This window comes from Veillonella montpellierensis DSM 17217, assembly GCF_000426745.1.
Lineage (GTDB): Bacteria > Bacillota > Negativicutes > Veillonellales > Veillonellaceae > Veillonella > Veillonella montpellierensis.
The window spans coordinates 15,145-36,769 of record NZ_AUFY01000006.1 but is presented as its reverse complement, the minus strand read 5'-3'; the positions used below and the strand labels follow the sequence as shown (position 1 = coordinate 36,769).

The following is a 21,625-nucleotide window of genomic DNA, read 5'->3' as shown; positions in this document are numbered from 1 at the left end:
CATATGTACATTACTAATGAACAACTAGAATCAGAAATTACTAAGCACAACACAGACACAAGCGCTCATGATAATCGTTTCAAAGCACTAGAGCAAACGACACAATCACTCACTAGCAAAGTGAACGGTACGCTTGATAAAAAGTACGATAAGACGGGTGGTGTGTTGAGTGGTGATATTATACTAACTGGCGAAAGTGGAATTAAAAGAGATAATAATAGTTATTATTTATCTATATCAAGCAGTAACAGAGATGACGGAGCTAATATCGGTTTAGTAAGTGGCGAATTTTCAGATGAAGATAAAGCAGGAGCGTTTCTTATCGAAGCTAAAAATAATAGCACATCTAAATCCCTAGTGGGCAAGCCAGACGGCACATTAAAATGGGACGACGACGAAATCATCAGACAAAGCATGCTTGCGAAAACAGACACTACAAGTTCATTATCACAAGCACCGACGTTACAACTAGTTAAATCACTATTGAGCGGATTGAATATCAAAAGTGGTCAAGATGTGCTACAGGCGTTAGGAACTGAAACATTACAAAGCTTGGGCGTAAAATATGATTTTAGTAATGAGAAAGCTTGGTATATATGCCTTGGCAAATTATTCGGTGGACTAATTATACAAGGGGGAATTTTTTCTGGTGCTATACCGTTCCCACATACAAGAAGCTTTACGAAGCTTTGGGAGTGCTATAGCTCTTTATTTTTTTATTGTTTTGATATCATTCCATTTCAAAACAATAATAGCTTCTACAAATTTCGTGTATTTAGACCGAAATATATTGTTGATTTGTCTGTCTATTTCTAAATTATCTAGAGGTGTTTGATCCAAATATAATATAAAATGATTTGCTTGTCCTTTTCCATCTCTTATCATATCAAAAATAGTCGACTTTCTGCACCTGTTGATGTTTTTAAATCATAAGGAATTTTGTTGATATAAAAATCTGGTTTTCTAACGTTCTGCGGAATAACACCCCTAGGAACTAATTCTACTATCGCATTCAGTTCTTTTGAAAATATCAGAAACTCTTTTCTCTTTAACAATATGATCAAGAAATACGTGGTTTCCATCAACTCTATATACAAAGCCGTCAACAGTTACTTCATTTAATTCAACAGCTTTTGGCACTTTTATTCTACTTTCAAACGTTTTAGTATTATACCCTCTAGCCTTAGCAGTCCAACTTTTCCCCGTTTCTACTGCTTTACCACCATGCACGCCGAGCAATCGTTCACGCTTATGATTAGTCGTGCCATTTAAATATTCTAGCCCCCCTTCTTCAATGCGTTCTTTAGGTACTTCTCTTTTGTTTACCTTCTTGTAATTAAAATTCTCGTTACGCTTAATTTTCGTGAGCCACACCTCACGTTACAGTCTTGTTCTTTTTCGCCTGCAATACTAAAAAGGCAATATAAAAAGCCCTGCACTAGGTACAAAGCTTTGTTATTAAATTATGTATCATAGAAAATATATAGAATCAAACACGCAATAATTATAAATATGATGATTCCCACTATAATCATTGGCAACCATAAAAACCACAATGGCAGCTGCAACTCATATATCCTATTAATGATTAAAAATAATATCTGTAGCAATAGTAGCTTCATATAACTTACTCCTAAATGTGTATAAAAAAACCACCTACCTAAGTAAGTGATTAATTAATGTTTTTCATGTAAAGGCCTTACATATAAATTTCTATCTGGTTTCGGTAATCCTTTTTCTTGCGCCATTTTACAATATAATTCAAATTCTTCTTCTGTCTTTCTTATATTTGGAACATGTCTTAAATAAGAAAAAATTTTTCCTTTTTCACTTTTTGTTATATTTTCACCATTATTTGCTCTTGAAATTAAATCTCTAAAGGCTTCTTTTGACTTTATATATTTTTCTTTCAATATTTCATTTTCATTCATTTTCAACACCTCCAAACTAATTTTACCTTTTCCCATTTTTTCTATTTTATACTTAACTTTATTCGACAATAGTAATTCATATTCATTAACAATATAATTACCGTCTTTATAATCCGTATTACTACCGACATACAAAGCTTTTGAATTTTTAGGGACTTTTATTTCTAATAAAACACCCTTATGCCCATCTTCATCATATTCTATAACATCATCAGCGAATACTTTAACTTGTTCATAATCTAAACTTGTTGAATAAAAAACTTTCCCCTCAAATACATCTCCAACTTTATAAGTTTTATAATATTTCTCATTTGTTCCTCTATATGTTATTATATCGTCTTTTAATATAAATTTGTTTATTGCATCATTTACCCCCTTTTCATAAAAGATTTTTCTTCTGCAGCTAAACTACTATTTATTGGTATGTATCCGCCTTGAGTAACTTCTCTTTCTTTTTTATTCAATTTGTTATAAACTTCATCACTTTGTCTTTGAAGCTCTTTTACTTTTTCAGCATCAGCAATCTTATAATCTTTTTCTTTTATTTTACCATTTTTTATTCTACTTTCAAAAGTTTTAGTGTTATACCCTCTAGCTTTTTGTGTCCAAGATACTCCATCCTCTACAGCTTTAGCCCCATGCACACCAAGTAATCGTTTACGCTTATGATTAGTAGTGCATTTAAATATTCTAGACCGCCTTCTTCAATTCGTTCTTTAGGAACTTCTTTTTTATTTACCTCCTTGTAATTAAAATTCTCGTTACGCTTAATTTTCGTGAGCCACACCTCACGTTACAGTCTTGTTCTTTTTCGCCTGCAATACTAAAAAGGCAATATAAAAAGCCCTGCACTAGGTACAAGGCTTTGTTATTAAATTAATCATAGAAAATATATAGAATCAAATATGCAATAAATATAAATATGATGATTCCCGCTATAATCATCGTTAAGCACCACCCCCACGATGGCATTTGCAACTCAGATGAATGGTTAGTACTTAACAATAACGTCTGTAGTAATAGTAGCTTCATAACACTTACTCCTAAATGTGTGCATAAAAAAACCACCTACCTAAGTAAGTGGTTTTCATGCTTCTCGGTGGGTGTCGCTTACCCCACATCTCAATCCTATTTCTAGTTGTGTAGATGCCACAAATTTTCTACCTCGAGAAGCCTTTGTGTATATATGCATATTATACATCACTTTCCTCCTTTTTGTAAATAAATTGCCTTGACTTTTTGTATCTTTTATACCTTTTTTCATTAATTCTATTTAATGTAATTATTGAATTTTGAAATTCATCGCTCATACCTTCATCTTTTAACCTTATAACCACTTGATACATATGTCCTTTACTATTCCTCGTCATATATACTAAAGTATGCAGTTTATTACCTATCATAATAGAATCTGGGGATCTCACCATGTTTGATATATCTTTTATTGCATCTTCATAATCATTAGGATGTCTTTCTTTGATATGGATAATACTCTTATCTATCAACACAAGATTTTTAGTTAAAAGTTTAAAATCGCTATTCTTGAGTAAAGTTTCATCTATTTGTGCTATATCAATAGCATTATTCCTCTTAACCTTAACACCTTTCACGTCCTCTTTCAATTGTTTGTAATTTATTTTAGGCATCCGTGTCTCAAAATTCCCATTATTCCACTCTCTAGCTTTTTTGTCCATGATACCCCTTCCTCTACTGATTTAGCCCCATGCACTCCAAGCAATCGTTCACGCTTATGATTAGTAGTGCCATTTAAATATTCTAGACCGCCTTCTTCAATACGTTCTTTCGGTACTTCTTTTTTATTTACCTCCTTATAATTAAAATTCTCGTTACGCTTACTTTTCGTGAGCCACACCTCACGTTAGAGTCTTGTTCTTTTCGCCTGCAATACTAAAAATGTAATATAAAAAGCCTGCACTGGGTACAAGGCTTTGTTATTAAATTATTTACCACACAAAATATATAGAATCAAACACACAATAAGTATAAATATGATGATTCCCACTATAATCATTGGCAACCATAAAAACCACAATGGCAGCTGCAACTCAAATATCCTGTTAATAATTAAAAATAATACTTGTAGAAATAGCAACTTCATAGCACTTAGTCCTATTGAAAAAATAAAAAAAATAAGATATAGTTTAAGTACTAAAAGAGCACTTGGCCTTTTCCCTGTTGAAGGTTTCCTTCTGGAAGAGGTGCAAGTGTTCTTTTCTATTTCCGTATTTTTATTTCAATGATTTTAGCAGCTTTCATTATAATTACCATATATAGATGCCTTGATGATGCTTTCCATTGATACGCTACTATGTCATCATCATTATATGTGCCTATAAATTCCTCATATAAAATACGTAATTTTTTCTTTTGATTGTATCACAAATAATATTCTTACATTGCTACTAAACTTTTTAATTCAAACATTCATATATAAAATCTAAAAGTTGTAATGTAAAAGGATTAATTGTGCTACTGTATTCTAACGTTTCGCTCTATACAGTAAAAGAACCACCTTATTAGGCGGTTCTTTTACTTATTAGTTCACTACATAGTTTAATAGAAAATTTATATCGTATTCTTGTATCTCTATATAGAATATCTAATGACTACCTGCTATTACTAATTCTTCTAGAAATATCATAGTTGTGTAATAATAAATTATTTATTTATATTATAGAAAACATCCGTTCCATGATATTCAGCTGTTTCTGCTAGCATATCTTCAATGCGAAGTAATTGATTATATTTAGCCACTCGTTCACTTCGAGCTGGCGCACCAGTTTTAATTTGACCAGCATTAACTGCTACGGCAATATCTGCAATAATAGAATCTTCCGTTTCTCCAGAACGATGAGAAATAATACATGTATATCCAGCACGTTTAGCCATTTCAATCGCATTAAATGCTTCGGTTAATGTTCCGATCTGGTTAACTTTTACTAAAATAGCATTAGCTGCACCTAATGCAATACCTTTAGCAAGTCGCTCAGTATTAGTAACAAATAAATCATCACCCACCAATTGAACTGTATCTCCAATTCGTTCAGTAAGTCGTTTCCAACCTTCCCAGTCTTCTTCAGCTAAACCATCTTCAATAGAAATAATAGGGTATTTCTTGCAAAGTGATTCATACATATCAATCATTTCATCTGAAGTTTTAATAACGCCTTCACCAGCTAAATTATAAGTGCCATTTTCATAGAACTCAGAAGACGCAGCATCAATGGCTAACATAAAGTCCTTACCTGGTTCAAATCCTGCTTGCCTGATCGCTTCACAAATAATTTGTAAAGCTTCTTCATTAGATGATAAATTAGGTGCAAATCCCCCTTCGTCACCAACTGACGTAGCTAAGTTCTTTGATTTTAATACTGCCTTTAATGTATGATACACTTCTGCACAATTACATAGGCAATCAGAAAATGATGCTGCACCGACAGGCATAATCATAAATTCTTGAATATCTACATTATTATCTGCATGAGCACCACCATTCAAAATATTCATCATAGGTACAGGAAGCTCTTTTGCATTAGGTCCTCCCATATATTGAAATAATGGTAAATCATACGATTCTGCAGCAGCACGAGCTACTGCCATAGAAACGCCTAAAATTGCATTGGCTCCAAGATTTGCTTTATTAGGTGTACCATCTAATTCGCACATAATCTTATCAATAGCCACTTGTTCAGATGCATCATAGCCTTCAATGGCAGGAGCGATAATTTCATTTACATTAGCGACCGCTTTTAGCACACCTTTACCATTATAACGTGTGCCACCGTCACGTAATTCAACAGCTTCAAACATACCGGTGGATGCCCCAGATGGGACTGCTGCTCGTCCAATAGTGCCATCTTCTAAATACACTTCAACTTCTACAGTAGGGTTTCCTCTAGAATCCATAATTTCTCTTGCGTATACATCAATAATAGCTGCCATTGATAATACCTCCATTAATTATACGAAATCATAAAGCTAATATAACAATGTATTGTCTGTCTAACCAATACATTATAGCAATTGACAATTATAAAAATTATTCATGCACTCTAATAAAACAGATAGTGTCATCTATTTAGTAAAAACTATAATGCCTATGTATCTATTATACAAAATATGCGTAGCTCCATCATCATTTATCTTGAACAAGTAAACTAGTTCCTGTCATATCAGAAGGTTGTTGAATCCCTGCTAATTCAAGAATTGTTGGAGCAATATCGCATAATGCACCTCTATGTAATGTACAAGATGCATGTTTATCACTTACTAATATAAATGGAACTAAGTTAGTAGTGTGTGCTGTATTAGGGCCACCCGTATTGTGATCAACCATAACTTCAGCATTACCGTGGTCAGCAGTAATTAATAAATCACCATCTATAGTTTGAATCGCCTTAGCAATTCGTCCTAAACAAGTATCGACTGCCGTAATTGCTTGTTTAGCGGCTTCAAAAACACCTGTATGTCCAACCATGTCTGGATTAGCAAAATTCAGGATAATTACATCATACAAATTTTTATTAATAGCCTCTATAACTCTATCGCAAACCTCATAGGCACTCATTTCTGGTTTCATATCGTAGGTAGCAACTTTTGGTGAATTAACCAATATTCTGTCTTCAAATTCCCAAGGTTCTTCTTTACCACCATTGAAGAAATACGTTACATGTGCATATTTTTCTGTTTCTGCAATGCGTAATTGATGACATCCATGATGACTTAACACTTCACCTAATGTATTTTTTAACACACTCTTTGTATATACAATTTCTACAGGCAACGAATCTTCATATTTTGTCATGGTAGCCATGAAAATATGCTTTTGTCCACCTATTCTAGAAAAATCATCAAATGTATCTACTGTTAACGCCTTAGTAAGTTGTCTAGCACGATCAGGTCTAAAATTACAAAATAAAACGGTATCTCCATCGTTTATGGTGCCAGCATTATCAATAACAGTAGGAATTATAAATTCATCAGTAATGTTATTGTCATAAGAAGATTCTATAGCGTGTATAGCTGAAGTATCAGAATCTCCAATGCCATTCACCATTGCCTTATATGCCTTTTCGATGCGTTCCCAACGATTATCACGGTCCATCCCATAATAACGCCCCCCAATGGTAGCAATCGATCCTAGACCTATAACACTCATAAAAGATTCTAAATCTTTTATATACGTACTAGCACTTTTAGGTGCCACATCACGCCCATCTAGCAACGCATGCACATATAGCTGTGTAACGCCTGCCTGCTTAGCCCCTTTAATAACAGCTTTCACATGCTCCAATGAACAATGTACATTACCATTAGAAATCAATCCAATAATATGTAATCTCCCCGTTTTTGCCTGTTCATATAATTTTTTGATAACTGGTTTATCATAAAACTCACCAGTTTCTGCATCGTTAGTAATACGAGTTAAATCTTGATATACAACACGCCCTGAACCAATATTTAAATGACCTACTTCAGAATTTCCCATTTGTCCTTGTGGTAATCCAACGACTAAGCCAGAAGCATCTAACATAGTATGAGGATAGGCATTCCAAAATGATGTGAAATATTTTGGTTTTGCTTGTACAACAGCATTTGTTAAATCATTAGCATCACCAATCCCAAATCCATCCAAAATCGCTAGCATTACAGTCCGTTTTTCTTTTCTCATTTGATAGCCTCATCATTATATTGATAAAATAATATTCATAAATTCATCTGCATCTAATGACGCGCCACCAACGAGTGCCCCATCAATATTAGGCTTATGTAATAATGCCTTAGCATTATCACCTTTCACGCTACCACCATATTGAATACGCACAGAAGAAGCGACTTCATCATTAAACATAGTTTTTATCATATTTCTAATAGAGGAACATACCTCTTCTGCCTGTTCTGCTGTTGCAGTCATACCTGTACCAATAGCCCAAATCGGTTCATAGGCAATGATCATTTTAGATACTTCTTCACTTGATAACTCTTTTAATGCTGAAGTTAATTGATTCTTAATCCATGACAACGTTACATTCTTTTCTCGTTGCTCTAAACTCTCTCCTACACACAAAATAGGTGTCATTCCATAATGAAAAGCCGCCTTAATTTTTGCGTGAATATCGCTGTCACTTTCTTGAGCATATTCCCGTCTTTCAGAATGACCAATAATAACATAAGTACATCCTAATTCTGTCAACATAGGGGGAGAGATTTCACCAGTAAACGCTCCTTTATCAATAGCATGCATATTTTGAGCACCTAGTTGTATAGATGATCCATCTAGTAAATCACTGACTGTACTCATAGCCGTAAAAGGAGGACATACCACAATATCACAACTTAGCTTATCCTTTTGTGAAGATATAGCTTTTTTTATAGCCTCGACTAATATAGTACTTTCTGTCACGGTACCATTCATTTTCCAATTACCAGCAATAATTTTTTTTCGCATCTTATACCTCTGCTAATGCGGCGATACCAGGAAGTTCTAATCCTTCTAAAAATTCCAAAGAAGCACCACCACCGGTAGAAATATGAGAAATTTTATCGGCCAACCCAGATTTCTTTATAGCCGATACAGAATCGCCTCCGCCAACAATTGTTGTACCGCTGGTTTCTGCTACCGCTTTTGCTACTTCATTAGTACCAGTAGCAAAGTTATCCATTTCGAAAACGCCCATTGGCCCATTCCATACAATTGTTTTCATCTGTTGGATAACCTCCGCATACATCTTGCATGTCTTAGGACCTATATCAAGAATCATCCAACCATCTTCCACATCTTCTACAGATACTATTTTACGATTAGCATCATTAGAAAACGCATCCGCCACTACCACATCTACAGGTAACAACAACTTAGCGCAGTTATTATGTGCCTCCATACATAAATCACGTGCCACCTCATATTTATCAGTTTCAACTAATGAATTTCCTACAGGATTGCCACAGGCCCCAAGAAAAGTATTAGCCATACCACCACCTATAATCATATAGTCAACTTTAGGTAATAAATTAGAGATAACAGAAATTTTATCACTCACTTTAGCACCGCCAATAATCGCAGCAAATGGTTTTTCTGGTCGCATTGTAGCTTTGCTTAAAAACATAATTTCTTTTTTTAATAATAACCCTGCTACCACAGGAATATACTTTGCGATACCGGCTACAGATGCATGTGCCCGATGGGATACACCAAAAGCATCATTAACTGCAAGATCCGCAAGACTTGCTAGTTCTTTTGCAAATGTAGGGTCATTTTTTTCTTCCCCTGCATGGTATCGTAAATTTTCTAATAAAACGATATCACCTTCATGCATAGCAGAAACAGTATCTTGCACCTTTTTACCAATACATTCATTAATAAATAGTACTGGTTTATTAAGTAATTCACCCAATCGTTTGGCACAAGGTGCTAATGTAAATTCTGGCTTACATTCTCCTTTGGGACGGCCCAAATGAGACGCTAATACAATTTTACATCCTTTATCAATTAAAAATTGTATAGTTGGTATTGTAGCAGTGATACGTGTATCATCTGAAATACACCCATCTTGCAAAGGTACATTAAAATCAACTCGAACTAATACAGTTTTATGCCGTAAATCAATGTCTTCTATCGTTTGTTTCATATATATATCACCTTTATTATCATATACCCAAAAATAGTAGTTACTCATCCATCATATTTCTCGATAAATATAGCCGTTATTTATTCTAAACCAACACGTGCTATATAAGCGGCTAAATCTACTAAACGCAATGAATAGCCCCATTCATTATCATACCAAGCCACTACTTTAACTAAGTTATCGCCAATAACCATTGTTAAATCAGTATCAACGATAGAGCTTCTAGGATCACCATTAAAATCAGTGGATACCAATGGAATGTCAGATACACCTAAAATTCCCTTTAATTCGCCTTCTGCTGCTTTACGGAACGCATCATTAATTTCTTCTTTCGTAACATTTTTATTTAGTTCTACTGTCAAATCTGTAGCAGATACATTAGGTGTTGGTACACGTAGTGCAAATCCATCAAATTTACCTTTTAGTTCAGGCAAAACAAGCGCAACTGCTTTAGCCGCACCAGTAGTAGTAGGGATAATTGACAAGGCAGCAGCTCTGGCACGTCGTAAATCTTTATGACGTCCATCTAAAATACGTTGGTCATTTGTATAAGAATGTACAGTGGTCATCATACCACGTTTAATGCCAAAAGTATCACTCAAAACTTTTGCAAATGGTGCTAGGCAATTCGTAGTGCAGCTCGCATTGGAAATGACATGATGTTTCGATGGAATATAGTTTTTCTCATTCACACCCATAACAATAGTAATATCTTCATTTTTAGCTGGTGCAGAAATCAAAACTTTTTTAACAGTTCCACCAATATGAGCTTTAGCCTCTTCTGCTTTTCTAAACTTACCAGTACATTCAAGAACAATCTCTACACCATATTTAGACCAATCTAGTTCATCAATATTTCTTGTATGAAACACATGAATTTGTTTGCCATCTACAAACAATTCATCGCCTTTAGCATAAATTTCATTAGGAAGATTGCCGTGTACAGAATCATATTTTAATTGAATCGCCGTACTTTCTGTAACACCAGTATCATTAATAGCAACTACTTCTACATCTGGATTTGTCATTGCTGCACGCATAGCACATTTACCAATACGACCAAAACCGTTAATACCAATTTTTACTGCCATTTTTATATCCTCCTAAATAATAACTATATAAAATACATATTATAAAATATGCTTATAGTAATCAATTCTATAAAATAGAAAGCAATTTAGCAATTTCTTCTGCTGCACTTTCATCAATAATAAGTGTTCCCTTCTTGCAGGCCCTCATAACGCCAATAATAGCGCGAGCTTTATGTTTTCCGCCTGCTACAGCAACTACATGATCAATAGTTTCTATATGCGATAAAGAGATTCCCACATTATTTGTGGCATATACAATTCTCCCATCGATAGCACAATATTGACCTAATGACTCACCAACAGCATGTTCTTCTTTCAATTTTTGTCGTTGTTCTAAAGAAATATGTCGTTGTTCTGCCATATGCATTGCTTCACCAATACCAAACATCATAATATTAGTTTGTTTCGATAACATAAGAATTTCTTTAATTTGTGGTTCCATTTCTGTCAATATCCGCAAGGACGCTTCTGAAAGTCCATCTGGCAAATGAAGCATTTTATAGGTACCATGAAATTTTTCTGCAATGACAGAAGAAATAACATTGGCCTGATATTCTACTCGCTCACCAATCCCACCTCTTGCGGGAATAATCGTAATAGGTAAATTCTTAGTAGGTAATGCTTCTGCTACCGCTGCCATAGTACTTCCGCCACTGACGGCCATTATTTGTCCCGGTTTAATAATTTCTTGTAAAACTTTAGAGGCACGATAGCCTAAATCTTTTAATATAGTTTCTCGCTCTTGGCCACTACTAGAAATGATAACACGGTCCAACTGTAATGCGTTACATATATTCTGCTCCAATTCACTGATTTTATTCAGTTCATGTAATGATGCAGATAATATTGGCAACAACTCCTCTCCTTCTTTAGAAAGTATCATCCCTTGTTGCGTAAATTCAATCAGTCCATTATCCTTCATAATTTCTACATGTGAACGTACTACACGTTCCGATAATTTACTCAACATAGCTAACATTCGTCTTCCAACAGGATGAGCGTACGAGATATGTGTCAGTAATAAATATCGTTCTTCAACGATTTTCATTAATTCTGGAGCTATTCGTTGATATATTTCTGATAAATCATTCACACTAAACCTCTATTCATACTTTAATTTCTTAAATGGACGTTTCACGTCCCGCAAAAAATAAAAAAAATAGAATATATCTCTAACCATATTGTACATGGCAGAGATATATTCTTCAAGTATATTTTAATATTATAGGTTAATGAGAAAAATATTCCTGTGCCTTTATGATTTCTGACCGTAATTTTTCTTCGTCAATGGTTAATAAACTTCTATCTTTCATAAGAATTTTTCCAGCTACAATAACAGTATTCGCATCTGATGAATTAGCCGCATATACTAATGAAGCCACATCGTTATAACGAGGTAACCAATGTGCACCAGATACATCATACAACACTATATCAGCTCTAAAACCTTCTTGTAATATGCCTAAGTCAGAATAATCAAGCGCCTTAGCACCATCAATGGTACCCATGTTCCATGCAACAGAGGCAGGAATCGCTTTTGGATTATATAAGCGAGCTTTATGAAGAGTAGCCGCTAATCTAACTTCTTCTAACATGTCTGCATTATTATTACTTGCTGATCCATCAGTGCCTAAACCTACTATGATTCCTTTGTCTTGCATTTCTGGTACAGGTGCAATGCCGCTTGCTAATTTTAAATTAGACTGAGGATTATGAGCCACACGTACACCTTTAGCGGCCATAATATCCATATCTTCTTCTGTTATATGTACACAGTGAGCTGCCAAGCACCCCATATCAAACAATCCTAACTCGTTCATATGTGCAATCGGTGTTTTACCTGTTTGTGAAATAACATTCTCTACTTCACCCTTAGTTTCACTCAAATGCATATGAATTTGTGCGCCAATTTCATGGCTGAGAGCAATTACTTTTTTCAAGTATTCATCTGGACAGGTATATGGTGCATGGGGCCCCAACATTACTTTTATACAATCATGATCATATCCATGCCAATCCATGAATAGTTGTTTATTCTCAACTAAAGCCGTTTCTGCTGTGGGAGCAACGCCCGCAAGTCCTCTTGACAGCACCGCTCTAATCCCCGTTTTAGCAACTTCTTGTGCCGTAGTATCCATGAAAAAATACATATCGCTAAAACAAGTTGTTCCGCTACGCAACATTTCTGCTATGCCTAATTGCGTACCCCATTTTACATAATGATCTGTTAATTTAGCTTCTGTTGGCCAAATTGCATTTTCTAACCAATCCATAAGCTCCAAATCATCAGCATAATTACGAAACAATCCCATAGCAATATGTGTATGTGTGTTGATTAGGCCTGGTGTTGCTAATTGTCCATGTCCATCTAACACATCATTAGCAATAGTGCGTTCCTTTTCTTTTTCTTGTATATCATCCGCTGTTAACAGGCGACTGATATACCCATTATCGATGACTAAGGCACCATCTTTAATAATTGTATGACCACTCAAAATATCAATATTATGAATATATAATTGTCCCATTTAATTCACCCAATGCTTTACTGATAATTTTTATTACTGTATCCCATATAGAACTAGCAATACCTCTGGTATAGATAATCACTGATGTTAACATCTATGAAAGATCAATCACAATTGATTATTAATTTACTTTTGTCAAATAATCAATTTGTTCCTGTGTCAATGTATCGATAGCATATCCTAATGCAGCTAATTTTATACTAGCAATACGAATATCTAATTCATGTGGTAATACATATACTTTATTTTCCAATGTAGTGCTATGATTCATAATGTATTCTGCTGCTAATGCTTGCATAGCAAATGACAAGTCCATCACTTCCGCTGCATGTCCATCACCGGCTGCCAAATTAACCAAACGACCTTCAGCTAATAAATATAATCGAACGCCATTTTTCATAGTATAGCATTCAATATTTTTTCTCACATTATGATGTTCCACCGCTAGTTCTTTTAACTCAACACCATTTACTTCGCAATCAAAGTGTCCTGCATTACACATAATGGCTCCATCTTTCATAGTTTCAAAATGATGCTTGCGAATGACATCTTTACATCCTGTGACAGTAATGAAAATATCACCAATTTTAGCCGCTTCATCCATTGGCAAAACTTTAAATCCATCAAAAATAGCTTCAATAGCTTTAATAGGATCTACTTCTGTAACATATACATGTGCGCCAAGGCCTTTAGCACGCATAGCCACACCTTTACCGCACCAACCATAACCGGCGACAACTACATTTTTCCCCGCTACAATTAAGTTAGTGGTTCTCATTATGCCATCCCACACAGATTGACCTGTACCATATCGATTATCAAATAAATATTTACAATACGAATCATTAACAGCAATCATAGGGAATGTCAATTGATTAGCATGTTCTAACGCATATAAACGATGAACGCCAGTCGTTGTTTCTTCTGCACCACCAATTAATCGTTCCTTTGCATCTTGTCGTGTAGTATGCAATAAGTTTACTAAATCGCCCCCATCATCAATGATAATATGTGGTTTATGATCTAACGCTTTATTGAGGAACATAAAGTATTCTTCTTCTGTGCAATCATGCCATGCATAAACAGTTAAGCCCATATCTACTAAACCTGCAGCTACATCATCTTGTGTAGATAACGGATTAGAACCAGTAACTATAACTTCAGCACCCGCTTTGGCAAACACAGTAGCTAAATACGCAGTCTTAGCTTCCAAATGAACACTAACTACAACGGTTTTCCCCTTAAATGTTTGATTCTTAGTAAATTCTTCTGCTAATTCATTTAAGGCAGGCATAAAATTAGCAACCCAATCAATTTTCTTTCTACCTTCAACAGCCAAGTTAATATCTTTAATTAGAGATTTCATAGTTACATTGCATAATACGGAAGAAAATATTGTATTATGCACTCCTTTCTTTTATAAATTACTATACTATCTATTACTGAATGGTACAAATAAATTTAATTAATAGTGTCTATCTAGTTAATTAATAATTATGTTGATTACATACATCCTTTTTGTAATGCACTAATAGACTCTCTATAATCAGGCTGCAATACGCCTTGTTCTGTAATAATAGCAGTTACTAATTCATGTGGTGTTACATCAAAGGCAGGGTTGATTACATCAACACCTAGGGGAGCTACATTTTTTCCATATAAAGATGTCACTTCTTCATCAGATCTCATTTCAATAGGAATTTGTGTACCATCTTGTAATGTAAAGTCAAATGTACTATACGGAGCGGCTACATAAAATGGGATATCATGCGCTTTTGCCAATACGGCTACACCATAAGTGCCAATTTTATTAGCCACATCTCCATTGGTAGTAATGCGATCTGCTCCTACAATAACGGCATCAATGAATCCTTGTTGCATAGCATAGGCCGCCATACTATCTGTTTGCAAGGTAATCGGAATGCCTTCTTCATATAATTCAAAACTAGTCAGTCGTGCTCCTTGTAAGAGAGGGCGAGTTTCATCAGCATATACGCGTTCTAATTGTCCATTTTTATGAAGTTTTCGAATAACTCCTAGTGCTGTACCTATACCGGCTGTCGCTAAGGCACCTGCATTACAATGCGTTAAAATTCTCACACCTCTCTTTCCTTCAAATAGAGTAAGCCCATTTTCTCCAATCGATTCATTTAACGCTTTATCTTCCTCTTCAATAACGATTGCTTCTTGCTCGATACTATTAATCACATCAGAAAATATTCCTACATGATTTTCAACTTTTTGTAATATACGTTCTATTGCCCATGCTAAATTAATAGCCGTAGGTCTAGACTCTTTCAGTATACATGCATTATGAATAAATGCTTCTAATTTATCTTTATAGGAACCTTCTTTAGTTTCTACTTCTCGCGCTACTAACACTAATGCATATGCAGCTGCTACTCCAATGGCTGGTGCGCCTCTAACACGCAACATTTTAATAGCTTCAACCACAGTTCTCCAATCAGTACAATGAATATATTCAACTGTATTAGGAAGTTTTGATTGATCAAGTAAAATAAGCTCCTTACCATTCCACGTAATAGGTTTCATGCTACAAATCCTCTTATAATTTAAAGCCACCATATTCACTCATGCGATGATGGCAATCATATACCACATTAGGATCTAATTGATCAATCACCTGCATAATAAGTTTTTTCAAATTCTCTGCTGATGCATCCATCATTTCTAACACTTCATGATGTGTTAAAACTGTTTTAGAAATACCTGCTGCATAATTAGTAATCATTGAAATCGTAGCATATGCAATTTCCGCTTCATTGGCTAAATTTACTTCCGGTACATTTGTCATTCCCACTGTATCGCCACCTAATAACGAAAACATCTTAATTTCTGCAGGTGTTTCAAAACGTGGTCCTTCTGTGCACACGTAGGTACCGCCATTATGCATTTGAAGTCCTAAAGCAAGTCCTTCTTTCATAATAATTTCTCTAAGTTCTGGACAATACGGATTCGTCACGTCCAAATGAGCTACACCACGTTCATTTCCATCATAAAATGTAGTGATACGAGATTTTGTAAAATCTAAAAATTGATCCGTTAACACAAAATCTCCTGGTTTAAATTCTTCAGTAAGTGAACCGACTGCCGTAGTAGATATGATAAAAGTAACTCCTAGTTTTTTCAATCCCCAAATATTAGCTCTATAATTGATTAAATGGGGCGGAATGGAATGTCCTTTTCCATGTCTAGCTAAAAAGATAATTGTTTTATCTCTATAAGTACCTTCTGTATAGTGAATATCACCATAAGGTGTTTTCAGCGACTTATCCTGAACACTAGTAAATATGGATGGGTCATACACACCTGTACCACCAATAATTGCAATCATACTCATACTATCACCTCAAACTAAATTAAATAAGTAATATCATCAAATATATACTTATTATACCGCGTTATCAACAATTACAATATACGCTATGCACTAAATTAGCTATATTATATTATTGCTATCTACATCTATATATTACTACATAAAGTATTTCAAAACTGATTCACTGCATATTCTTTCACAAATTCTTATGTCAAACACCAATATAATACTGCATAGCTTTACCAATTAATGACATTTATGTCTATTCCATGTCTCTATAACAACATACTATCTTCCTGATAAAGTTATACAGATTTTATAAATTCCTGTATCAACAAGCTTAGAATATGAATAGATATGTCTTCTATTCATTAAGCTTGAAAAGTTCTTTCAATTCATTCTGTGAGAAATGATATGTTTCATTGCAATAATGGCAAACTAATTCAGTAGTTGCATCCTCTAATAATGCCATTTTATCTGCTTGCGATAATGAAAGAAGGACTTTTTCAAATCGTTCCTTATTACACGTGCATTGAAAGGATACATCATGATGATAGACTTCGTGAAAATCCATAGGGGCTAAAATTTTTTCTACTAATCCCTCTCCATCTGGATATTCTTTTAAAAACGCAGAGATAGATCCAATTTGATTGATATGCTCTTCAATCACTGCTAACACTTCATCATTAGCATCTGGTAAGGCTTGCACTAAAAATCCGCCTGCAGCGATAGTATGTCCATCAGCATCGAGTAAGACTCCCAAATTGATAGTTGAAGGTATTTGTTCAGACACATATAAGTAATACGCTAAATCATCTGCTATCTCACCAGAGTGCAAAGGACTGCTAGAGGAATAATTTTGTTTTAATTTAGTAAATCGTGTTACTTTTACCTCGCCATCAGTACCAACCGCATGTCCTACATCTAATTTTCCTTTTCCTTGTAATGGCACTTCAATATGTGGATGATCCACGTAACCACGTACAGTATTGTCTGCGAAAGCATCCACATGAACAACACCTAACGGTCCCTTTCCATCTAATCGAATGCTTATATTCTCTCTATTTTTAAAGTCACTCGCCATTAATAAGGCCCCGGTCATAGTGCGACCTAATGCAGCTGTCGCCACTGGCCACAAATCATGTCTTTTTCTTGCTTCATCTACGGTATTGGTTGTCACTGCAACAGACAATCGCACGCCATCTGTCGTAGTATATCGTTTAATATAATCCATAGTATATCCTACTCCTATACTAATATGGGTTTTCACTAAATCCACTAACATAAAAGATATTATATAATAAGACACCTTATAATTGACAATCAGCACTAGCCTTTATCACATTATAAGGTGTTATATATTAATTTACCCAATTGTATCTAATAGATTTACCATTTCAATAGCCCCCATAGCACAATCGAATCCTTTATTTCCCGCTTTAGTACCGGCTCTTTCAATTGCTTGTTCAATATTTTCTGTTGTTAAGATGCCAAACATAACAGGCACTCCAGTATCTAAACTAATATGTGCGATTCCTTTGGATACTTCCGCACAAACATAATCATAATGAGTAGTAGCACCGCGAATAACAGCACCTACGCAAATAACTGCATCATACTTGCCACTTTCTGCTACTTTTTTAGCAATTAAAGGAATTTCAAATGCACCTGGTACCCAAATAGTTGTAATATCTTCCTCCGACACATCATGTCGTATTAAAGCATCCATAGCACCTGCAATTAATTTTGTAGTAATAAACTCATTAAACCGAGAGCCAATAATAGCAAATTTTTTATTTGTTCCTACTAAATTACCTGTTTGTAACATATATCCTCCTATATTTCCAGCAAATACAATTATAGTCCATACCTATTAATTTATATCTCTAATTGATGTCCCATTTTTTCTGTTTTTGTTTTTAAATATCCTGCATTAATATTATTAGCTTTAATAATCAATGGAATACGTTTAGATATCTTAATTCCCCAATGCTCAATTCCTTGGCGCTTAGTTGGATTATTTGTTAATAATTGAATGCTTTTGATACCAAAATAGCGAATAATTTGGGCTGCAATTGAATATTCACGCATATCTGCAGGAAACCCCAATTTTTCATTAGCTTCTACCGTATCATAACCTTGCTCTTGTAATGCATAGGCTTTAATTTTATTGGTTAACCCAATGCCTCTGCCTTCTTGTCTCATATACACTACAACACCTTGTCCGGCTTCATCAATTTTTCGTAACGCCCGTTCTAATTGCTCTCCACAATCACAACGTTTAGATCCAAAAACATCACCTGTTAAGCATTCAGAATGTACTCGCAATAATACATTTTCTTGACTAGTAACATCCCCCTTAACAATCGCCAAATGTTCTTTATTATCTAAGGCATTTTTAAATACATAAATATCAAAATCCCCAAACTTAGTAGGCAATTTAGACTTTGCCCCCAAAGAAATAATAGATTCATGCTGTTTTCTATATTCAATTAAGTCTGCCACACTACATATTTTCAAATTATGTTTCTTTGCAAACTGTAATAAATCATCAAGTCGTGCCATATGACCATCATCATTAGTAATTTCACAAATCGTCGTTGCTTCTTGTAACCCTGCTAATCGGCAAAGATCAACCGATGCTTCCGTATGACCTTGGCGAACTAACACACCACCCTCTTTATACTGTAAGGGAAATACATGGCCTGGCCGTCTAAAATCAGCAGGTTTCGCCTTTGGATTTAATAATTCACGAATTGTATACGCTCGTTCTGCTGGAGATACACCTGTTGTTGTGTCCACATGATCTACCGTTACAGTAAATGCTGTTTCATGATTATCCGTATTTTTTTCCACCATTGCACCAATACCAAGTGCTTCAAGTCGCTCTGCTCGCATTGGTGTACATACAATACCACGAGCTTCTTTAACCATAAAATTGATATTTTCTGTAGTAGCAAATTCAGCGGCAATAACGAGATCGCCTTCATTCTCTCTATTTTCATCATCTACTACAATAATTAAATGCCCTTGTCGTAATTCCTCTAATACTTCTGGAATTGTATTGAATACTTCTTTACCCATAGGTTTTCTCCTCATATATTTATATAAATCCATTTTCACACAATAGCGCTTTAGTAACAGTCGTCTTCGATGTATCTTTTTGAGTATCACTTCTTAGAAAATGTTTAATGTAACGCCCTACTATATCCGTTTCTAAATTAACAAATGTCCCCTTATGCATATTTGATAAAATAGTTTCTGAAATAGTATGAGGAATAATCGATACTTGAAAGAACGTATTTTCTTTCTTTGATACTGTTAAACTAGCCCCATCAATAGTAATTGACCCTTTATAAATAATATACTCCAAAATAGTTGGACTTGTTTTAATCGTAAAAATAAATGATTGATCTATTTGTTGAATGTCAACAATTTGTCCAGTCCCATCCACATGTCCAGCTACCATATGGCCCCCAAATCGGCCTGTAGCAGCCATAGCCCGTTCTAAGTTTACATTCATACCAGCTTTACATGTTGCCAGCGTAGTCATCTTGACAGATTCTGGCATCACATCCGCTACAAAATGCCTATTTTGAAAGCTTGTAACTGTTAAGCAAACACCATTAACAGCAATGGAGTCACCTACATGCAAATCCTCAAAAATACGGTTTCCAGAAATGGTAATTTGCAAAGACTTCGCACGTTTATATACTGATTCGATCTTACCTACTTCTTCAATGATTCCTGTAAACATAATCGTCCTCGTCTTTCCTTCTCATAAGCAATAATTTTTATATTATTTCCTAATAACATTACTTTCTCATATGCTAATGAAAGGGAATCTGACAAATGTACTAGATGACTACCACTAAATGCATTTAGGGCAAATTCATCTCCCATAATTTGATCACCTATATAAATAACAAATTTATTTATATACTGTTCTTGCATATAAGAACTAATGATTCTCGACCCGCCTTCAATTAATACAGACACATATTGACGCTTTCCCAATTCCTCTAGTATCTCTGCCCAGCATAATCCGTGAGTATCCTCTTGTACCATAACCACATCAGCTCCTATATCAATAAGTCGCTGCCTATCTGATAACTTAGAGTTTGCCCCAACAAAAATCAATATATTTCTAGATGTTTCTGTAAATATATTGGCATTACTCGGTGTTCGTCCACGACTATCAAGAATGATAACATCAGGCTGATGCGGCGTTTTTATCGTCTTAGAACGACAAGTTAACTGTGGGTTATCTGCCAAAATAGTTCCAATGCCGACTAGAATAGCGTCATGGTTAGCACGAAGTTCATGTGAGTCTATACGTGCCTCATCATTGGTTATCCATTTAGATTCTCCATATCTCGTAGCAATTTTGCCATCTAATGTCATAGCTGATTTAACAGTAATAAATGGCTTCCCTTTTTGTATATAATAAAAAAATGCTTCATTTAAATCAGCACATGCCTTAGCCATAACTCCCACATGTACTTCTGTACCAGCCTGTTCTAACAATTCCACCCCCTTACCGGATACCAACGGATTAGGATCAAGTGTACCAATGACGACTCGTCGTATGCCCGCTTCAATAACTCGTTTAGCACACGGAGGTGTTCTTCCATAATGCGAACAAGGTTCTAAGGTTACATATAATGTGGCATCTTTACTCTCTTTCCCTGCCTCATTAAGAGCATGAATTTCCGCATGAGGCGTACCAGCTTTATGATGATATCCTCGGCCTATAATTTGACCACCTTTTACAATAACCGCTCCCACTAAGGGATTAGGAGATGTATATCCTGTTGCTTTTTTTGCCAAATCAATAGCTATCTTCATATATTCTGTATCTATCATGACACATCATCTCCTATAAAAAAAAGAGGCTACTATATAATAGCCTCTTTAAAATTACACACGAATACATGCAATTGTGTCTTTTCTCATCCAGACTTTACTGTCGGTTACGGAATTGCACCGTATCGTGCCGTCACAGGCTTGCGGACTATCACCGCCGGTTAGGAATTGATATAACTATCTCACCTGACCTCAAAGACTATATATAACTATGACCCTA

Annotated in this window: 21 protein-coding genes, 1 pseudogene and 1 riboswitch; all 22 genes and pseudogenes read right to left on the bottom strand. The window is 35.0% G+C overall.

What is annotated here, in order from left to right; translation table 11 throughout:
• Nucleotides 1-708: 708 nt before the first annotated feature.
• Entirely contained in the window at nucleotides 709-885 is a 177-nt protein-coding gene (locus K357_RS10065; RefSeq protein ID WP_162138908.1) for a CdiA C-terminal domain-containing protein, read from the bottom strand.
• A gap of 102 nt (nucleotides 886-987) precedes the next feature.
• The gene (locus tag K357_RS0102565) at nucleotides 988-1,374 is read right to left on the bottom strand and encodes a hypothetical protein (RefSeq protein ID WP_028257321.1); all 387 of its coding nucleotides are present in this window, start codon (nucleotides 1,372-1,374) and stop codon (nucleotides 988-990) included.
• Nucleotides 1,375-1,676: 302 nt separating this feature from the next.
• Nucleotides 1,677-1,931 (bottom strand): hypothetical protein, encoded by a 255-nt coding sequence (locus K357_RS09940; protein WP_028257320.1) that lies wholly within the window; start codon nucleotides 1,929-1,931, stop codon nucleotides 1,677-1,679.
• A 57-nt stretch (nucleotides 1,932-1,988) separates the two neighbouring features.
• Nucleotides 1,989-2,261: pseudogene (locus K357_RS10060) on the bottom strand (hypothetical protein); the annotation flags it as partial.
• Between the two features lie 38 nt (nucleotides 2,262-2,299).
• Nucleotides 2,300-2,575 (bottom strand): hypothetical protein, encoded by a 276-nt coding sequence (locus K357_RS0102550; RefSeq protein ID WP_028257319.1) that lies wholly within the window; start codon nucleotides 2,573-2,575, stop codon nucleotides 2,300-2,302.
• Nucleotides 2,576-3,124: 549 nt separating this feature from the next.
• A complete protein-coding gene (locus K357_RS0102540) occupies nucleotides 3,125-3,625 on the bottom strand; it encodes a hypothetical protein (protein WP_028257318.1) in 501 nt (166 codons plus the stop codon).
• Nucleotides 3,565-3,804 carry a hypothetical protein gene (locus tag K357_RS09700; protein WP_156004871.1) on the bottom strand — a complete coding sequence of 80 codons (240 nt, stop codon included), beginning with the start codon at nucleotides 3,802-3,804 and terminating at the stop codon, nucleotides 3,565-3,567. The genes K357_RS0102540 and K357_RS09700 overlap by 61 nt, the downstream gene beginning before the upstream one ends.
• An 806-nt stretch (nucleotides 3,805-4,610) precedes the next feature.
• On the bottom strand, nucleotides 4,611-5,894 hold the full coding sequence (gene eno / locus K357_RS0102535) for a phosphopyruvate hydratase (protein WP_028257317.1): 1,284 nt from the start codon (nucleotides 5,892-5,894) through the stop codon (nucleotides 4,611-4,613).
• Between the two features lie 193 nt (nucleotides 5,895-6,087).
• Nucleotides 6,088-7,623, bottom strand: coding sequence for a 2,3-bisphosphoglycerate-independent phosphoglycerate mutase (gene gpmI, locus K357_RS0102530; RefSeq protein WP_028257316.1), 1,536 nt, complete (start codon nucleotides 7,621-7,623; stop codon nucleotides 6,088-6,090).
• Between the two features lie 15 nt (nucleotides 7,624-7,638).
• Nucleotides 7,639-8,400, bottom strand: coding sequence for a triose-phosphate isomerase (gene tpiA, locus K357_RS0102525; protein ID WP_028257315.1), 762 nt, complete (start codon nucleotides 8,398-8,400; stop codon nucleotides 7,639-7,641).
• A gap of 1 nt (nucleotide 8,401) precedes the next feature.
• Nucleotides 8,402-9,580 carry a phosphoglycerate kinase gene (locus K357_RS0102520; RefSeq protein WP_028257314.1) on the bottom strand — a complete coding sequence of 393 codons (1,179 nt, stop codon included), beginning with the start codon at nucleotides 9,578-9,580 and terminating at the stop codon, nucleotides 8,402-8,404.
• 80 nt (nucleotides 9,581-9,660) lie between these two features.
• Nucleotides 9,661-10,671 carry a type I glyceraldehyde-3-phosphate dehydrogenase gene (gene gap / locus K357_RS0102515; RefSeq protein WP_028257313.1) on the bottom strand — a complete coding sequence of 337 codons (1,011 nt, stop codon included), beginning with the start codon at nucleotides 10,669-10,671 and terminating at the stop codon, nucleotides 9,661-9,663.
• Between the two features lie 67 nt (nucleotides 10,672-10,738).
• Nucleotides 10,739-11,764, bottom strand: a complete 1,026-nt coding sequence (locus K357_RS0102510; RefSeq protein WP_028257312.1) for a sugar-binding transcriptional regulator — start codon at nucleotides 11,762-11,764, stop codon at nucleotides 10,739-10,741.
• 136 nt (nucleotides 11,765-11,900) lie between these two features.
• Entirely contained in the window at nucleotides 11,901-13,199 is a 1,299-nt protein-coding gene (locus K357_RS0102505) for an amidohydrolase (RefSeq protein ID WP_028257311.1), read from the bottom strand.
• A gap of 121 nt (nucleotides 13,200-13,320) precedes the next feature.
• Nucleotides 13,321-14,565, bottom strand: coding sequence for an adenosylhomocysteinase (locus K357_RS0102500; protein WP_028257310.1), 1,245 nt, complete (start codon nucleotides 14,563-14,565; stop codon nucleotides 13,321-13,323).
• Between the two features lie 137 nt (nucleotides 14,566-14,702).
• Nucleotides 14,703-15,752 carry an S-methyl-5-thioribose-1-phosphate isomerase gene (gene mtnA, locus K357_RS0102495; protein ID WP_028257309.1) on the bottom strand — a complete coding sequence of 350 codons (1,050 nt, stop codon included), beginning with the start codon at nucleotides 15,750-15,752 and terminating at the stop codon, nucleotides 14,703-14,705.
• Between the two features lie 13 nt (nucleotides 15,753-15,765).
• Nucleotides 15,766-16,560 carry an S-methyl-5'-thioadenosine phosphorylase gene (gene mtnP, locus K357_RS0102490; protein ID WP_028257308.1) on the bottom strand — a complete coding sequence of 265 codons (795 nt, stop codon included), beginning with the start codon at nucleotides 16,558-16,560 and terminating at the stop codon, nucleotides 15,766-15,768.
• Nucleotides 16,561-16,903: 343 nt separating this feature from the next.
• Nucleotides 16,904-17,773: an Hsp33 family molecular chaperone HslO gene (gene hslO, locus K357_RS0102485; RefSeq protein WP_028257307.1), complete on the bottom strand. Its 870-nt coding sequence runs from the start codon at nucleotides 17,771-17,773 to the stop codon at nucleotides 16,904-16,906.
• Between the two features lie 132 nt (nucleotides 17,774-17,905).
• Nucleotides 17,906-18,367, bottom strand: coding sequence for a 6,7-dimethyl-8-ribityllumazine synthase (gene ribH, locus K357_RS0102480; protein WP_028257306.1), 462 nt, complete (start codon nucleotides 18,365-18,367; stop codon nucleotides 17,906-17,908).
• A gap of 50 nt (nucleotides 18,368-18,417) precedes the next feature.
• Entirely contained in the window at nucleotides 18,418-19,623 is a 1,206-nt protein-coding gene (locus K357_RS0102475) for a bifunctional 3,4-dihydroxy-2-butanone-4-phosphate synthase/GTP cyclohydrolase II (RefSeq protein WP_028257305.1), read from the bottom strand.
• A gap of 19 nt (nucleotides 19,624-19,642) precedes the next feature.
• The gene (locus tag K357_RS0102470) at nucleotides 19,643-20,296 is read right to left on the bottom strand and encodes a riboflavin synthase (protein ID WP_028257304.1); all 654 of its coding nucleotides are present in this window, start codon (nucleotides 20,294-20,296) and stop codon (nucleotides 19,643-19,645) included.
• Nucleotides 20,269-21,405 carry a bifunctional diaminohydroxyphosphoribosylaminopyrimidine deaminase/5-amino-6-(5-phosphoribosylamino)uracil reductase RibD gene (gene ribD / locus K357_RS0102465; protein WP_028257303.1) on the bottom strand — a complete coding sequence of 379 codons (1,137 nt, stop codon included), beginning with the start codon at nucleotides 21,403-21,405 and terminating at the stop codon, nucleotides 20,269-20,271. The genes K357_RS0102470 and ribD overlap by 28 nt, the downstream gene beginning before the upstream one ends.
• 74 nt (nucleotides 21,406-21,479) lie before the next feature.
• Nucleotides 21,480-21,609: riboswitch (FMN riboswitch) on the bottom strand.
• Nucleotides 21,610-21,625: the final 16 nt, after the last annotated feature.

What these genes read in the sequence shown, in the direction of transcription:
- K357_RS10065 (WP_162138908.1), bottom strand. Translation starts at nt 885, where the DNA reads ATGATAAGAGATGGAAAAGGACAAGCAAATCATTTTATATTATATTTG.
- K357_RS09940 (WP_028257320.1), bottom strand. Translation starts at nt 1,931, where the DNA reads ATGAATGAAAATGAAATATTGAAAGAAAAATATATAAAGTCAAAAGAA.
- K357_RS0102540 (WP_028257318.1), bottom strand. Translation starts at nt 3,625, where the DNA reads ATGGACAAAAAAGCTAGAGAGTGGAATAATGGGAATTTTGAGACACGG.
- eno (WP_028257317.1), bottom strand. Translation starts at nt 5,894, where the DNA reads ATGGCAGCTATTATTGATGTATACGCAAGAGAAATTATGGATTCTAGA.
- gpmI (WP_028257316.1), bottom strand. Translation starts at nt 7,623, where the DNA reads ATGAGAAAAGAAAAACGGACTGTAATGCTAGCGATTTTGGATGGATTT.
- tpiA (WP_028257315.1), bottom strand. Translation starts at nt 8,400, where the DNA reads ATGCGAAAAAAAATTATTGCTGGTAATTGGAAAATGAATGGTACCGTG.
- K357_RS0102520 (WP_028257314.1), bottom strand. Translation starts at nt 9,580, where the DNA reads ATGAAACAAACGATAGAAGACATTGATTTACGGCATAAAACTGTATTA.
- gap (WP_028257313.1), bottom strand. Translation starts at nt 10,671, where the DNA reads ATGGCAGTAAAAATTGGTATTAACGGTTTTGGTCGTATTGGTAAATGT.
- K357_RS0102505 (WP_028257311.1), bottom strand. Translation starts at nt 13,199, where the DNA reads ATGGGACAATTATATATTCATAATATTGATATTTTGAGTGGTCATACA.
- K357_RS0102500 (WP_028257310.1), bottom strand. Translation starts at nt 14,565, where the DNA reads ATGAAATCTCTAATTAAAGATATTAACTTGGCTGTTGAAGGTAGAAAG.
- mtnA (WP_028257309.1), bottom strand. Translation starts at nt 15,752, where the DNA reads ATGAAACCTATTACGTGGAATGGTAAGGAGCTTATTTTACTTGATCAA.
- mtnP (WP_028257308.1), bottom strand. Translation starts at nt 16,560, where the DNA reads ATGAGTATGATTGCAATTATTGGTGGTACAGGTGTGTATGACCCATCC.
- hslO (WP_028257307.1), bottom strand. Translation starts at nt 17,773, where the DNA reads ATGGATTATATTAAACGATATACTACGACAGATGGCGTGCGATTGTCT.
- ribH (WP_028257306.1), bottom strand. Translation starts at nt 18,367, where the DNA reads ATGTTACAAACAGGTAATTTAGTAGGAACAAATAAAAAATTTGCTATT.
- K357_RS0102475 (WP_028257305.1), bottom strand. Translation starts at nt 19,623, where the DNA reads ATGGGTAAAGAAGTATTCAATACAATTCCAGAAGTATTAGAGGAATTA.
- K357_RS0102470 (WP_028257304.1), bottom strand. Translation starts at nt 20,296, where the DNA reads ATGTTTACAGGAATCATTGAAGAAGTAGGTAAGATCGAATCAGTATAT.
- ribD (WP_028257303.1), bottom strand. Translation starts at nt 21,405, where the DNA reads ATGATAGATACAGAATATATGAAGATAGCTATTGATTTGGCAAAAAAA.